This window comes from Amycolatopsis sp. (assembly GCF_035276945.1).
Lineage (GTDB): Bacteria > Actinomycetota > Actinomycetes > Mycobacteriales > Pseudonocardiaceae > Amycolatopsis_E.
The window spans coordinates 1-14,991 of record NZ_DATELF010000033.1 but is presented as its reverse complement, the minus strand read 5'-3'; the positions used below and the strand labels follow the sequence as shown (position 1 = coordinate 14,991).

General features: G+C 68.3%; 10 protein-coding genes and 1 pseudogene. 10 read left to right on the top strand and 1 reads right to left on the bottom strand.

Annotation, left to right across the window (positions count from 1 at the left end; genetic code table 11):
• Positions 1-33: 33 nt before the first annotated feature.
• From VJT49_RS04735 to VJT49_RS04715, 5 genes are all read left to right on the top strand, one after another.
• Complete coding sequence (locus VJT49_RS04735; RefSeq protein WP_324163442.1) at positions 34-1,251, top strand: NAD(P)/FAD-dependent oxidoreductase; 1,218 nt, start codon at positions 34-36, stop codon at positions 1,249-1,251.
• 28 nt (positions 1,252-1,279) lie between these two features.
• Complete coding sequence (locus tag VJT49_RS04730; protein WP_324163441.1) at positions 1,280-3,037, top strand: acetyl/propionyl/methylcrotonyl-CoA carboxylase subunit alpha; 1,758 nt, start codon at positions 1,280-1,282, stop codon at positions 3,035-3,037.
• 317 nt (positions 3,038-3,354) lie between these two features.
• Positions 3,355-5,274 (top strand): multicopper oxidase family protein, encoded by a 1,920-nt coding sequence (locus VJT49_RS04725; protein WP_324163440.1) that lies wholly within the window; start codon positions 3,355-3,357, stop codon positions 5,272-5,274.
• A 13-nt stretch (positions 5,275-5,287) separates the two neighbouring features.
• Positions 5,288-5,746, top strand: a complete 459-nt coding sequence (locus tag VJT49_RS04720) for a cupin domain-containing protein (protein WP_324163439.1) — start codon at positions 5,288-5,290, stop codon at positions 5,744-5,746.
• 40 nt (positions 5,747-5,786) lie between these two features.
• A complete protein-coding gene (locus VJT49_RS04715) occupies positions 5,787-6,875 on the top strand; it encodes a hypothetical protein (protein WP_324163438.1) in 1,089 nt (362 codons plus the stop codon).
• Positions 6,876-6,882: 7 nt separating this feature from the next.
• Here the strand turns inward: VJT49_RS04715 and VJT49_RS04710 are convergent, their stop codons facing one another.
• A complete protein-coding gene (locus VJT49_RS04710; RefSeq protein WP_324163437.1) occupies positions 6,883-7,497 on the bottom strand; it encodes a TetR/AcrR family transcriptional regulator in 615 nt (204 codons plus the stop codon).
• Between the two features lie 260 nt (positions 7,498-7,757).
• Here VJT49_RS04710 and VJT49_RS04705 point away from each other — a divergent pair, with 260 nt between their 5' ends.
• The 5 genes and pseudogenes from VJT49_RS04705 to VJT49_RS04685 all read left to right on the top strand — a co-directional run.
• Positions 7,758-9,173 carry an MFS transporter gene (locus VJT49_RS04705; protein WP_324163436.1) on the top strand — a complete coding sequence of 472 codons (1,416 nt, stop codon included), beginning with the start codon at positions 7,758-7,760 and terminating at the stop codon, positions 9,171-9,173.
• A 46-nt stretch (positions 9,174-9,219) separates the two neighbouring features.
• Positions 9,220-9,966: a DUF427 domain-containing protein gene (locus VJT49_RS04700; RefSeq protein WP_324163435.1), complete on the top strand. Its 747-nt coding sequence runs from the start codon at positions 9,220-9,222 to the stop codon at positions 9,964-9,966.
• Positions 9,967-10,200: 234 nt separating this feature from the next.
• Positions 10,201-10,440, top strand: coding sequence for a hypothetical protein (locus tag VJT49_RS04695; protein WP_324163434.1), 240 nt, complete (start codon positions 10,201-10,203; stop codon positions 10,438-10,440).
• A gap of 618 nt (positions 10,441-11,058) precedes the next feature.
• A complete protein-coding gene (locus VJT49_RS04690; RefSeq protein ID WP_324163433.1) occupies positions 11,059-14,748 on the top strand; it encodes a tetratricopeptide repeat protein in 3,690 nt (1,229 codons plus the stop codon).
• Positions 14,745-14,991, top strand: a pseudogene (locus VJT49_RS04685) (hypothetical protein); the annotation flags it as partial. The gene VJT49_RS04690 and the pseudogene VJT49_RS04685, both read left to right, overlap by 4 nt.

Sequence of the window (14,991 nt, the reverse complement as noted above, 5' to 3'; positions counted from 1 at the left end):
GCCGCAAAGCAAACCTGTGCCGAGGAGGCGATCATGACGCGGCAGCGGCTCGTGGTGGTGGGTGCCTCGCTGGCCGGGGTCCGCGCGGTGCGGGCCGCCCGGGAGGCCGGATTCGACGGGCACCTCGTCCTGGTCGGCGCGGAGCCACACCTGCCCTACGACCGGCCGTCGCTCTCCAAGGCGTTCCTTGAAGCCACGGCGGAGCCACCGGCCCCGACCTTCCTGGGCCGGGACGTCCTCCGCTACGACCTCAAGGTCGACCTGCGGCTCGGCGTGCCTGCCACCGGTCTGGACACCAAGGCCCGGACCGTCACCGTGGCCGGCGTCCCGCTGGACTACGACCGGCTGGTCATCGCCACCGGCGCGAAGGCCCGCGGCCTGGCAGGCTTCGAGCACCTCGCCGGCGTGCATACCCTGCGCACGCTCGACGACGCCCGTGCCGTGCGCCGGGCACTGCACGCCGGCGCGCGCACCGTCGTCGTCGGCGCCGGGTTCATCGGCTCAGAGGTCGCTTCGAGCGCCCGGAAACGGGGGCAGCCCGTCACCGTGGTCGAGGCGCTGCCGACTCCGCTCGTCCGGGCGATCGGCGAGGTGATGGGCACGGCCTGCTCGGCGTTGCACACGGCCAACGGGACGGTGCTGCGCTGCGGCGTCACGGTGACCGGCCTGGAAGGCGACGGCCGGGTCGAGCGGGTGCTGCTGTCCGACGGCACAGTCCTGCCCGCCGACCTGGTCGTGGTCGGCGTCGGCGCGGCACCGGCCACCGGCTGGCTGGCCGGATCCGGTCTGGCCCTGGGTGACGGCGTGGTCTGCGACAGGACGCTCGCGACCAGCGCCGCGGGCGTCTACGCGGCCGGAGACGTCGCTCGCTGGTGGAATCCGCTCTTCGAGCGGCACATGCGGCTGGAGCATTGGACGAGCGCGGCGGAGCAGGGCGCCGTCGCCGGCCGCAACGCCGTGTCCCGGACTGCGACCGAGCCGTACGAGACGGTCCCGTACTTCTGGTCGGACTGGTACGGCACCCGGATCCAGTTCGTCGGCGTGCCCGAGGGCGACGTCGAGTCCGTCGGGGACGGTGACCGGTTCGTCGCCTTGTACCGCCACGGTGACCGGCTGGCCGGAGCACTCGCCGTCAACCGGCCCTCGCTGACCATGAAGTTCCGCGCACTGATCAGAAGGTGGGCCGGCTGGGACGAGGCGCTGGCGCTCGCAGCGCCGGGCAGCGCCGCCGGTACGCCGCTCGTCCGCTGAGTGACAAGCGAATTGAGGGGAGACACGCGTGCGCAAGGTCCTCATTGCCAATCGCGGGGAGATCGCGGTCCGGATCGCGCGAGCCTGCAAGGACTCCGGGCTGACCAGCGTCGCCGTCTATGCCGAGCCGGACCTCGACGCCCTGCACGTGCGGATGGCCGACGAGGCGCACGCACTGACCGGCCGGACGGCGGCCGAGAGCTACCTGGACGCCGGCAAGCTGCTGAAGATCGCGAAGGACTGCGGTGCCGACGCGGTGCACCCGGGGTGCGGATTCCTGGCGGAGAGGGCGGACTTCGCACAGGCGGTGCTCGACGCGGGGCTGACATGGATCGGGCCGCCCCCGGCCGCGATCACCGCATTGGGCGACAAGGTCCGGGCCCGGCAGGTCGCCGAGCGGGTCGGCGTGCCGCTGGTCGCCGGGACCGCCGAGCCCGTCACCGACGTCTCGGAGGTGGTGGCGTTCGCCCGCGAACACGGTCTGCCGATCGTGATCAAGGCAACGTTCGGCGGCGGGGGCCGGGGCCTCAAGGTCGTCCGCACACTCGACGAGATCCCCGAGCGGTACGAGTCGGCGGTCCGCGAGTCGGTCGGTGCTTTCGGCCACGCGGAGTGCTTCGTCGAGCGGTTCATGGAGAACCAGCGTCACGTCGAGACCCAGTGCCTGGCCGACGCGCACGGCAACGTGGTCGTGGTCTCCACCCGCGACTGCTCACTCCAGCGCCGGCACCAGAAACTGGTCGAGGAGGCGCCGGCCCCGTTCCTGTCCGGTACCCAGGAGGATCAACTTCGCTCCGCATCCAAGGCGATCCTGCGCGCGGCCGGCTACGTCGGCGCGGGGACGTGCGAGTTCCTGGTCGGCCGGGATGGGGCGATCTCCTTCCTGGAGGTCAACACCCGGCTGCAGGTCGAGCACCCGGTGACGGAGGAGGTCACGGGCATTGACCTGGTCCGGGAGATGTTCCGGATCGCGGACGGTGAAGCGCTCAGCTACAACGACCCCGAACCCCGCGGTCACTCCGTCGAGTTCCGGATCACCGCCGAGGACGCGGGCCGGGATTTCCTACCCGCGGTGGGCACGCTCACCGGCTGGTGCCCGCCGTCAGGCCCCGGCGTGCGGCTGGACTCCGGATTCGACCGTGGCGACACCCTTCCCCAGGCGTTCGATTCGATGATCGCCAAGCTGGTCGTCACCGGAGCCACCCGGCGGCAGGCGCTCGAGCGCTCGCGTCGTGCCCTGGCGGAGTTCGTGGTGGCGGGGCTTCCGACCGTGCTGCCTTTCCACCGGGCCCTCCTCGACGAACCCGCGTTCGTCGGCGAACCGTTCGCCGTGCACACCCGCTGGATCGAGACCGGCTTCGAGCATCACATCCCGCCGTACGACGGGGAAGTCGTCGTACCGCCGGCCGCCGAGCGGGAGACGATCACCGTCGAGGTCGGCGGCACTCGCGTCGAGGTCGGCCTGCCCGGCGGGTTCGGCCTGATTCCGGCGCCCGCCCGCGATCTCCCGGGGTCGCGGAACCCGGGTACGAGGCCGGCCGCCCGGCGCCCGGGGGCCGCGGTGGCCGGCGGTGACGCGGTGGTCGCGCCGATGCAGGGCACCATCGTCAAGCTGGCCGCGCAGGACGGCGCCACCGCGGCCCCGGGCGACCTCATCGTGGTCCTCGAGGCGATGAAGATGGAACAGCCGGTGACCGCGCACAAGGCCGGAACCATCACCGGGCTGTCCGGAGTGGTCGGTGAGACCGTCACCGGCGGCGCGACGATCTGCGAAATCCGGGACTGACGCAGGGGTTCCGGGCTGTCCCCGCCAACCGAAGGGGGACTTTTCCCGCGTGAGACGCGAGGAAGGTCCCGGGGCGCCATGACCTAAACCTGACCTAAACCCCCCGCCATCGAGTTCGTCGAGCCATCGCCGGCATGCCGCGGCCCTGCCCGGCGTCAAGGCCGTTCGTCCTCGCTACCACTGCGGGCGCTCCACCTTGGTCCCGGCCACGGTCCACCACGCCCGAACAGCGACGACGAACCCGAAAAACAAACAAACAAACCAGAAACGACCCCTTCACGGGGGTCCGCATCACAGATAAGGAAATGGGACATCCCATGGCTGACCACGAGGCAGAGCACGAGGGAAATCCGAGGTCGGAGGTCACCCGTCGCACGCTGACGACCGGAGCTCTCTTCGGCGCGCTGGCCATCGGCACCAACATCTTCCGCATCGCCGAGGCGAGTTCCGCGGCCGCCCCGGCCGGGTCCGCCGCGGGTGCGGGCGCTCCGGCAGGCCCACACTGGGGCCTGACCAAGTTCCTCGACCCGCTCCGGGTCCCGCCGGTGATCCGGCCCCGGGAAAGGGATCTCGAGGTCCGCACGAGCCGTACCGAGGTGCGGCTGCATTCGCAACTGCCGCCGACCGCGGTCTGGGCGTTCAACGGGCAGTTCCCGGGCCCGACGATCGACGTCCGGAGCGGGCGGCCGCTGCGGGTCGAGTGGATCAACGACATCGACGGGCACATGCCGCTGGTCGCGGTGCAGGCCCCGGCCCCGGCCAACCCGACAAACAGCCCCGGCTACCGCGACACGAGCGGCGCCCCGCTGACGAACCACACCATCATCGAAGGGGTGGCTGAGCTGCCGCCGTGGACGGTCACGCACCTGCACGGGGCGCCCAATGACGGCGGCAGCGACGGCTGGCCGCACAACGGGATGCTGAAGGGCTCGAGTCAGCTGGTCCAGTACCGGAACCGCCAGCCGTCGACCGCGCTTTTCTACCACGACCACGCGATGGCGATCACCCGGTACACCATCCACACCGGACTGACCGGGATGTACCTCATCCGCGACGACGAGGAGAACGCGCTCGGCCTGCCCTCCGGTCCCCGCGAGATCCCGCTGCTGCTGTGCGACCGCAACCTCGACACCGTCCCCGCCACGGGCGAGCTGACCGGTCAGCTGCTGTTCAAGATCCCCGCCGTGCCCTACGACGGCGCCCTGGTCCCGGCCGGGTTCACCGGACCGTTCAACACGGTCAACGGCACGATCTGGCCCCATTTGGACGTGCAGGCCCAGTGGTACCGTTTCCGGCTCCTCAACGTGAGCAACGGGCGGATCTACACGCTCAACCTGGTCGACGATACCGGTCAGGTCCACAACGACGCGATCAGCGTGATCGGGACCGATGGCGGCCTGCTGCCGGCCCCGGCGCCGGTGCCCGCCGGCGGCCTGAACCTCGCCCCCGCCGAGCGGCTCGACGTGCTGGTCGACTTCAGCCGGCTGAAAAGTATGAACCTCCGGTTGACGGACGCCCGCACGGCCGCCGGTCCGACCGAACCCGACCTCATGCAGTTCCGGGTGGCGAACCGGAGCGTGAACGACGCGTTCAAGCTCCCGGCAAAGCTCTCGCCGTCCTACGTGCGGGTGGTGCCGGGCAGCGTACTGCCGGCCGACCACGACGAGGTGTGGGTCGGGCTCGTCATGAGCAAGAAGGGCCACCCGGAGATGTGGGAGCTCGACGAGGTCGACACGGACATGGGAGATCGGGGCGTCATCCAGATCGTGGACCCGGTCAGTGGCGCCATCCGGACCTTCCGCAAGCGGGACAGCATGTTCGACGACACGGTCGGGATCTACATCAACCACGGCCGCTGGGCGGTGTGGAACTTCATCCATGTCGGCCCGCTGGGCCCGGTGCACCCGATGCACATCCACCTGGCGCGCTTCCAGGCGCTGTTCCGGCGGAACTTCACCACGACCTGGGACCTGCCGACGGAACGGACCACGAAACCGATCTCCGGGTTCACCGCGGACCCGCTGGCCAAGCATGAGGAGGGCTGGAAGGACACGTTCCTCGTCAACCGCGGCCAGTGGGTCGCGGTCGCGGGCAAGTTCGAGGGCGGCACCGGCGAGTACGTGTACCACTGCCACGTCGGCGACCACGAAGACGACGGCATGATGCGGCCGTTCGTCGTCCACCCGCCCGAGGTCGCGAAGTTCCACGAACACAGCGGCGACGGCATGGTGATGTGAAGGAGGAACGGCCATGAACGACGTGTCCATCGTCGGCCCCGAGGACGGCGAGAAGATCGAAATCGGGCCGGCCCGCATGCGGCTCCTCGAGGACGGCAGCGTGACCGCGCACCGCCTCGGGGTCGGGGAGATCACGCTCCCGCCGCACACCGCCGGCCCGCCCCAGCACCGCCATGCCGAGCACGACGAGGGCTTCTACGTCGTGTCGGGCACTGCCCGGTTCATCGTCGGGAACACCAGTCACGACGCTCCGGCGGGGAGTTTCGTAATGATTCCGCCCGGTGCCCCGCACACCTTCGCCAACCCCGGCGACGAACCGCTCGTGCTGCTCAACACCTTCACCCCGGACCTGTACGTGCAGTACTTCCGGGACCTGCGGGCCATGGTCGATTCCGGCCGGGAGCTGACGCCGGAGGCCACGGCCGAGGTCATGAGCCGCTACGCCACCGTTCCCGCCACCGACTTCGCCTGACGCGGGTGTCGGGGCCACTGTTTCGAGAGGACGAATTCGCATGACGAAAGTCGGTTATTCGGACGCGGTCAACGACGCGCTCGAGCGTCTGGACGACTTGGGCTACGAACGGGGGATCCAGGGGGATCTGGCCAACCACGGCCCGATGGGGGCCGAGGCGCTGGCGGCCCTCGGCCACGGGGACAAGGTGGCGTCCTGGGTCGAGGGCTACCGGACCGCCATGCCGCATCACGAACCCCCGGCGCCTCGCTTCGCCCTCGACGCCGCCGACGAGTCGTCCTGGCGGCCGGCGCTGGGTTCCTTCGACCGGGCCGGGGACTGGGAGCAGCTCATGGCCCGGGAGCTGGCGGAAGCCCCGTGGCGCACGGTCCTGGCCCGCTGGTGGCCGAGGTTGCTCCCGGGGATGCTCGCCGGGTTCACCCACGGAACCATCCGCACCGCGCACGCCGTCCGGAGCATCGCGGCCGTGCCGGAGCCCAGCCCGCTCCAGCTGACCGAGCTCGCCCGGTCACTGGGGTACTGGGCCGCGCGGTTCACGCAGCTGCCCGGTCAGCCGCGGCTGGGTGGCGAGCACGGGGTCGCCTCGGCGATCGCGGGCCTGCCCCGGTTCCGCGGGGAGGTGCCGGTGACCCCTCCGGTCGCGGGGAAGCGGTTGCAGACGCTCGACACGATGCCCGGCTATTTCGAAGCGCTGGGACAACTCGCGCCGGACGACGCACAGGCACTGCTCAGCGAAATGACCTCGGAGTTCGCCGGCGTCTACGTGGCCCACGACGAGATCTTCGCGATTCCCATGGTGCACACAGTGACGCTGCCTGCGGCGGTGCGCCTGGTCCTCCCGTACCTGCCGGCCGAACAGCACACGTCGTCCGTCGCCGCCGTGTGGCAGGTGCACCTTGCCTTCCTACTGGCCTTCACGAGGGACCGCAGCCGCGAGGCGGACATGATCCAGGAGGCGACCGACGCCGATCTGCCCTCGTTCGACGAACTCAGCGCGCGCTCCGTCGAGCACGGCGACGAACACGTCATCAAGTTCACTGAGGCCTGCCTGCGAGAACACATGCTCCGGCCTGACCGTCGGTTCGCGGCGGCGGCGTTCGCCGCGCTGCAGCGCATCGACCCAAGGTGAGTCGGCTTTACGCGCAGACGACGCGTTCGACGATGGTGACCATGAGGTCGGCGACCGCGTCCACCGGCAGGGCGCGTCCGGTGTAGAGCTGGTCGAAGGTCTCGAACCCGCTGAGGGACCAAAGGAGGTGGGCGGCTTCGTCGACGGTGACGTTCGGGCGCAGCTCGTTCTGCTCGGCCAGGCGCTGCGCGTGCCAGGCCATGCCGGCGGAGCGAGCTTCCGCCATCCGTTGCACGGCTCCGCCGACGGCGTCGGGGTCGAGCTGGGCCATCGAGTACAGGACCCGGAGCACCTCACGGTGCTCGGCGAAGATCGGGACGGACGCGCGGATCGAGGCGAAGAGGTCTTTGCGGGCATCGGTTCCGGGCCCGGCGTCCGCGGCGCGGTTGAACCCGCCCCGGCCGCGCAGGTCGTCGCCCAGCGCGTCGAACAAGCCCGCGCGTGATCCGAAAATCAGGTAGACCGTGGACCGCGACACTCCCGCCATCTTCGCGACCTGTTCGATGCTGACCGGCTCGGTCGGTGCCTGGCACAGCCGCTGGTACACGGCGGCGAGGATGCGGCGGCGAGTTTCCTCGGCGGCGTCGGCGCGCAGCCGCTGCTCGTACTTGCGGGTGCTCATGGGCTCGATCCTAGCGTCGGCTTGACACCGCACCTCTTCGCGAGACACACTGTCTAGTGAATACACACTGTCCGATGAAATTCGAAGGCCGCTGGTGAAGGGCCCCCAGGTGCCGGCCCACCGTGAGTTATCCGTCCTCGGCTCCAAGGCGGGTGGTTCGTGGTGCACAGCCCCGATGCTCGTCGGCCACCCCGCTCGTTCCCTGGCGCTCGCGCACGCGCGCGACGCCGATTCACCACTCACCAGGTTGGAGTTTCTCCATGCCACCACCCAACTTCACCCCGGTCGAGCGCACGCGCTGGCTCGCGGTGATCGCCATCGGCCTCTCGATCTATATGGCCACCCTGGACATGACGATCGTCGCGACCGCGTTGCCCACGATCGGGCACAGCCTGGACAGCAGCGCGACCGGGACCCAATGGCTCCTGGTCGCCTACAACCTGCCGATGATCGGGCTCATGATCCCGCTGGGCCGGTGGGTCGACATCGTCGGCAAGCGCTTGGCGCTGCTGCTCGCGATCGTCGGGTTCGCCGTCGCCAGCACGGCTTGCGGGTTCGCGCCGAACCTCGGCGTGCTCATCGCGCTGCGCGTGGTCCAGGGCACCTTCGCGGCGTTGATCGCGGTACTGGTGCTGGCCGCCGCCGCGTTGGTCATCGCCCCGAAGGATCGCGGCCGGGCGATGGGCCTGATCGGGGTGATCGGCCCACTCGGCTCGGTGAGCGGACCGGTGCTCGGCAGTCTCATCGTCAGCCAGCTGTCCTGGCCGTGGCTGTTCTTCGTCAACGTGCCGATCAGCGCGGTCGCGTTCGCGCTCGTCGCGGCGACGGTGAAGGACGCCGGGAAGCTGCGCGCCCCCGCACCGTCGTGGGTCGGTGCCGCCGGAGTCGTCGCCGCCGCGTTCACCCTGCTGCTGCTCGGGATCGACAACCTGACCTCCGGCTCGAACCTGGTCGGGGCCGGGATGCTCATCGGAGCGGTCGTGCTCGGTGCCCTCTGGTTCCGCACGTCGGACGCCGCCAACGTCACGGGCGTGCTGCGCCTGCCGCCCCTGCTGTCGCTGGACTCGTCGCTGCTGCTGGTGACGATGACCGGGGGCTCGCTCTTCTTCCTGATGCCCTACATCCTTGAGCAGCACATGGGACGTACGGTGGGCGAGGTCGGCTCGATCATGTTCGCGATGCCGCTGACGATGGGCGTCGTCTCGTTCCTCGGCGGTCAGCTGGCCGACAAGTTCGGCGACTGGCGGGCCGGCTTGCTCGGCGCGTGGATCGCCGTGGTGGGCGTCGCGTTGCTGTTCACGCAGGGCGTGCAGTGGGGCGCGGGCGCCACGATGTGGCGGCTGGCGGTCGTGGGCGCCGGGCTCGGCCTGTTCGTGGCGCCGAACCAGAGCGCCACGATGAAGTTCGCGCCCCGGGAGCGGATGGGCACCGCCAGCTCACTGGCCGGGCTGGCGCGCAACCTCGGCTTCACGTTCGGCCCGGCGTTCGGCGCGATCGTGGTCGGCGCCGGTCAGAGCGTGAACGGGCTGCTGGTCGTACCGCTGGTGGCTTCGGCCGGCGCGGCGCTCATCAGCGTCGTCACCGCGGTCCAGATCCGCCGGTTGAACAAGGAGCCGGCCAGTCCTGCGGCCGCACCCGCCCCGCTGCAGCGCGAGACCGTCAGCAACCCGGATTGAGAACGACTTCGCCCATGATTTGCCGATACGGAGGAGAACCCAGCTCATGACATACGGCGTTACGACCGGGCAACGGCCGGTCCGGGCCGAGCCGAGCCCCAAGCGGATCCGCGTCTACCTCGGAGGCGAGGTGGTGGCCGACACAATTCGTGCCCTGCTGGTCTGGGAATCGCGCGGCTACCCGGTCTACTACGTCCCAGCGGACGACGTGGACAAGAGCCTGCTCGTTCCCGACCAGGAGACGGCTCGCTCCGAACTCCTCGGCGTGGCCGAGAAGTTCACGGTCAAGGCCGGTAGCGCGCTGGCGCCGGGCGCGGCCGAGCAATACAACGAAAGTCCCGTGGAGGAGCTGCGCGATTACATCCGCTTCGAGTGGAACGCGATGGACGCCTGGTTCGAGGAGGACGAGGAGATCTTCGTCCACCCACGCGACCCCCACGCCCGGATCGACGTCCTGCCCAGCTCCCGTCACGTCCGCTTCGAGCTCGACGGAGTTACGGTCGCGGAGTCCCGCAGTCCTAGGCTCCTCTTCGAAACCGGCCTGCCGGCACGCTACTACGTGTCGAAACTTGACGTCCGGATGGACCTGCTCGTCCCGAGCGACACGGTGACCCAGTGCCCGTACAAGGGAACGGCCCACTACTGGTCCGTCCAGATCGGCGACCGGCTCCACAAGGACGTCGTCTGGAGCTACCGGACGACGCCACCGGAGAGCCAGAAGATCGCGAGTCTCATGGCGTTCTGGAAGGCCGACATCTACGTCGACGGCGTCTTGCAGCAGAACTCGTTTTGATGGTCGGATGGCCGAACCTCGCCCGGCTGGCACTTTTTGTGCTGGCCGGGCGTTTTTTTTAGCTGTTCAGCTGGTTGGTGGTCGGTATCGATGGGTTGAGGCGCGTCGTCTAGCAGCGCAAACATGACCAGGTCGACAAGTGCGGCTGCCGTACCAGATATGGCGAGTGCGGTCAGAATCTGTCCATCTCAAGGAGGAGTTCGAGCAGCGCCGCGACCACGAACGCGACGCGGGATGATCGCTTACCCACGCGACGCGCAGATCGATCGGCTGAAAAACCAAGTCCAGCAGCTGAAACAGCGACTGTCCACTCAGGAACAGCAGACCGCGGACCTGGTCGCGTTCCGCACCCACGCCCTGTCGCGGCCGGCCGCCCAGCGCGAGGAGATCACCCGGCTACGCGCCGCTGCCGCCAACACGAGCACCATCCACACGCTGCCGACCACCCGCGAGCGAACCGCAACACCATCCTGACCATCCGCCGGTCCTGTCCGGCATCCCAGATCCTCACGGTGTCCGTTCGCACCTGCCGGCAAGAGCGCGCATCTCGGTGATGATCATCTGCCCAGTGGGCGCGGCAGGTCGTGTCCCAAGCCGGGACAGCTACTAACTTCGCTCCAGGGATGGCGGTGGCACCGGCGACCTGCCGCGCCCCTACGCCGCGCCCGACGCCCCGCCCGGCACTCGCAGCAGGGATAGGGCGCGCCGTCGGTCGCCGCTGGCCAGGATTGCCGCGCTGTCGACGCCCAGTTCTGCATCTTGTCCATATAACCGAACGTCACGACAAGAGGCGTGGACATGGGTACTGGTCGGAACGTATCTGGCTCCGAGCCGCAAGTCTGTGCCCGCCGAGCTGCCGATCAAACACTGGGCCGTGACGTGTCGTTGGGTGGACGGAACCAGATCCCGATCGGCTTGACACGGCCACCTGTCGCGGCGTCCTGCCGGGCACCTCGACTGTTCCTCGAATGATCACGGGCCTTGTATCAGAGCTCGAAATGATCAACCTTGACAGTAACGGTGAGATCCTATGGGACGACTCTCGGAAGGTTCAGGTGGACAGATGTCAGGGCACTGAAACGGGGATCCATAGTGACCGGGTCACACACGCCGGACGGACCACTATACTCGATCATGCTGCGGTTGAACGACTTCGCGGTCACCCGCGGTCCGGATGTGGTGCTGGCGCCGGACGCGCTGGTGGAAGCCGCCGGCGTGCTGGGTGCGGCCTTCTCCGTGCCCGCGGCGAGTGCTCACCCTCCGCTTGGGGTCGATGTGCGAGCTGCGGCCGCTGTCGCGTGGCTGCACATGTATCGCCACGATGTCCTTGCCGTCAATCGGCGGCAACCGGACAGTGACGCCGCTTTGTGGCTTTTCGCTTTCCTGTTTCCAGTCGCTCCTGAGGTGATACCTCCAGCGATCATCGAGGCCATCGGCTTGGACAAGATGCCACAAGTCGAACACACCACGGCGTGGAACAGCCATGCCGTAGTGCTCTTCGCCGCCTGGGAATACACAGGTCACACCGGCATTCTCCAAGCCGCGATCGCGACATGGCGGGCGATCGTCCGTGCGATGCCGGTCGCGCATCCCGACAGAGCCAGCCGCATGGCCAACCTGGGAACCGCGCTGCTGGCCCACTTCGAGCGAACTGATGACCTTCGCGACCTGGAGGCCGCCATTGAGGCCGCCAGCGCCGCGGTCGAGGTGATACCACCCGGCCACTCGGATTTCGCGCTCTGCCTGAACAGCCTTGGCAACGCTCTTCAGAGTCGGTTCAGTCGTACCGGTGTGTTGGCCGATCTGGAGGAGGCCATCGACACCCGGCGCACCGCGGTCGAGGCCACACCGACCGGACATCCGTGCCGCGCCCAGTATCTCTGCAACTTCGGCACTGCGCTGCAACGAAGGTTCGAACGTGCCGGTAGTCGCGCAGATGCCGACGCTGCCATCGACGCGCTCCAAGCCGCCGTCGACGCCACACCCAACAACCACCCCGATCGTGCCCTATACCTCAGCAATCTCAGTGGTGCGCTTGGAGTGCGGTGCGAACGTACCGGTGCGCGGGGCGACTTGGATGCCGCCATCGAGGCCAGCCGTAGCGCGGTGATGCTTACGCCGGATGGCCACCCCAGCCGTGCGAACCGTCTCCTCAATATCGGCAGCGCCTTCGTACGCCGGTTTGACCGGACCGGGACACCGGCCGACCTGGATGCCGCTGTCGAGGCGTTTCAAACCGCGGTTGAGACTACGCCTGGCGATCATGCCAACCGTGGCGGAGCACTGAACAATCTCGGTGTCGCGCTACAGCGCCGGTTTGAGCGCACCGGGGTGTTGGCCGACCTGGATGCCGCTGTCGACGCGCTGCACGCCGCCGTCGAGACCATCCCCGACGACCATCCCGACCACGCCGTGTCCCTGTGTCGTCTCGGTGGCGCGCTTCAACGTCGCTTTGAGCGCACCGGGGTACTGGCCGACCTGGAGGCCGCCATCCACGCGGGACGGGCTGCCGTTGACGCCACACCTCGCGACCACACGAACCTCGCTCACCGTCTGTCCATTCTTGCTGGTGCGTTCCAAAACCGATTTACACGCACAGGCTCGCTTGCGGACCTGGAGGCTGCGATCGACGCGTTGCGGACTGCCGTCGAGACGGAACCCGGCGATGCCACGTTCTTGTCCAATCTCGGCATTTCGCTAAAACTCCGATACGCGCGCACGGGGGTGTTGGCAGATCTGGAGGGCAGCATTGAGGCTCTGAGGGCCGCAGTCGACAACACACCCGACGATCATCCCGATCGCGTTACGCACCTGTCGAACTTGGGTCAGTCGCTCCAGCGCCGGTTCGAGCGTATGGGCGTGCTGGCGGACCTGGAGGCGGCCATCGAAGCGGGCCACGCGGCCGTCGAGGCCACACCCGGCGACCACCCGAACCATGCCATGCACCTGGCTAATCTCGGCGGAGCGCTCTGCTGCCGGTTCCAGCGAACCGGCGTGCTGGCCGACCTAAATGCCGCCATCGGTGCACTCCGGGCCGCCGTCGACGGCACACCCGGCGACGACCCCAAGCGCGCTGGCCGTCTGTCTGATCTCTGTGGCGGCCTCAATCTTCGATTCGTCCGATCCGGGATGCCTGCGGACCTGCAGGCCGCCATCGAAGCTGGCCGTGCCGCCGTCGACGCCACACCCCGCGACCACCCCAGCCGAGCTCTGTTCCTGGTCAACCTCTGTGGATCACTACAGCTTCGGTTCCTCCGATCCGGGATGTCTGCGGACGTGCAGGCCGCCATCGACGCCGGTCGTGCTGCCGTCGACGCCACACCCCGCGACCACCCGGAGCGTGCCCTACGGTTGTTCATGGTTGGCCTCTCGCTTCATCGCCAGTTCGGGAGCACTGGCTCCCCGGCAGACCTGGAGGCCGCGATCTCCACTCTGGAAGCCGCTGTTGACGCAATGTCCCGAGATCACCCCGAGCGCGCGCGGTCGCTGTACGTACTCGGCCTCGCGCTCAGAAACCGGTTCAGCCGCGATGGTGATGCGACAACGGGGGATCGGGCGCGCCGCCTGCTCCGCGAAGCGTCCGCATCGGCAGTGAGCCCGGCATCGATGCGCGTTGACGCGGCCAAAGCATGGGGTGAACTTGCCGCCGAATTCGCGGACTGGTCAGACGCCCTCGCCGGGTATTCCCTTGCGATCCAGCAACTTCAGGTGGCGGCCTGGCATGGTCTCGATCATACCGATCAGCTGCACGCTCTTCGGCTCGCCGCGGGACTGGCCGCTGATGCCGCCGGGGCGGCGCTCAGTGCCGATCAGCCTCAACGGGCCATCGTCTTGCTGGAACAGGGCCGCGGCGTACTACTGGCCCACTCGCTACGTGTCCAGACTGACCGCGCCGAGCTCCACGAGAAGGCCCCGGACCTCGCCGAGCGGATGGATCAGATCCGCCACCAGTTGGACACAACCGTGACCGGCATGCCGGCTCTTCCCATTGCGGGTGAGTCCGAACAGTGGAAAGCGAGCTTGGCTGGTCACCGCATCGCACGACAACGGCAGTCGCTGTCGCGAGAATGGGACGATTTGGTACGCCAAGTCCGCCAATTGCCAGGATTCGCAGGTTTCCTGCGCCCGCCGGCCTACGCAGATCTTCAGCTAGTGGCCAGAGAGGGACCGGTGGTCATCGTGAACATCAGCCGGCACCGCTGCGACGCGCTTATTGTCACCCGCGACGGCATGGAGGTGGAGCCGCTACGAGACATCACCGTCAAGGTCGTAGCCGAGAGGACCGAGGGCCTGCTCCATGCCCTCGCGAACGCCCAGACATCACTGTCTTCGCGATTACGAGCCCATCGCATCCTCAACGAGACCTTAGGATGGTTATGGGACGTTCTCGCGGCACCGGTACTCAATACCCTGCGCTTTTCCGCAGACCCGGATCCCGATGCCGTGCCACGACTGTGGTGGTGTCCCACCGGCATAGCGGCGTTTCTACCGTTGCATGCGGCGGGCAAACACACCACCGTGCCATCAGCGGGCCACTCACCCGACACCTCACACACCGTTCTCGACCGGGCTATCTGTTCTTACACGCCGAAACTCAATGCCCTCGCTGCCTCAAACGACCACCTGGTGCGATGGGCCTGCCGGAAGTACAAACATCGGCTACGCAACCGAGAACGCCGGGCGATGGCATGGCTCGCCGGGGTCTTTCGCAGATCCCCGCGCCTGTTCGCCCACTGGAGACTCGGTGCACGCCCTGACAACTGGGCAATGGGAGCCGGATGAGTCGAGAGGTTCACGTCCGGTTCTGCGAGAGGCCGGGGGTGCGATTCCCCCGGCCCACTCACCTTGTCGCCCTCTGCCATTCCAGGCAGCAAGCCGAGCAGGTTGCCGAGTGGCTGGCTCCCAGGGGTCTGGTCTTCAACGAGGACAAGACCCGGATTGTCCATGTCGGACAGTCAGGGTTCGACTTCCTGGGGTTCAACATCCGCCGTTATCGCGGCGGGAAGCTGTTGATCAAGCCAAGTC

What these genes read in the sequence shown, in the direction of transcription:
- VJT49_RS04710 (WP_324163437.1), bottom strand. Translation starts at nt 7,497, where the DNA reads ATGAGCACCCGCAAGTACGAGCAGCGGCTGCGCGCCGACGCCGCCGAG.
- VJT49_RS04720 (WP_324163439.1), top strand. Translation starts at nt 5,288, where the DNA reads ATGAACGACGTGTCCATCGTCGGCCCCGAGGACGGCGAGAAGATCGAA.
- VJT49_RS04705 (WP_324163436.1), top strand. Translation starts at nt 7,758, where the DNA reads ATGCCACCACCCAACTTCACCCCGGTCGAGCGCACGCGCTGGCTCGCG.
- VJT49_RS04700 (WP_324163435.1), top strand. Translation starts at nt 9,220, where the DNA reads ATGACATACGGCGTTACGACCGGGCAACGGCCGGTCCGGGCCGAGCCG.
- VJT49_RS04725 (WP_324163440.1), top strand. Translation starts at nt 3,355, where the DNA reads ATGGCTGACCACGAGGCAGAGCACGAGGGAAATCCGAGGTCGGAGGTC.
- VJT49_RS04695 (WP_324163434.1), top strand. Translation starts at nt 10,201, where the DNA reads ATGATCGCTTACCCACGCGACGCGCAGATCGATCGGCTGAAAAACCAA.
- VJT49_RS04715 (WP_324163438.1), top strand. Translation starts at nt 5,787, where the DNA reads ATGACGAAAGTCGGTTATTCGGACGCGGTCAACGACGCGCTCGAGCGT.
- VJT49_RS04735 (WP_324163442.1), top strand. Translation starts at nt 34, where the DNA reads ATGACGCGGCAGCGGCTCGTGGTGGTGGGTGCCTCGCTGGCCGGGGTC.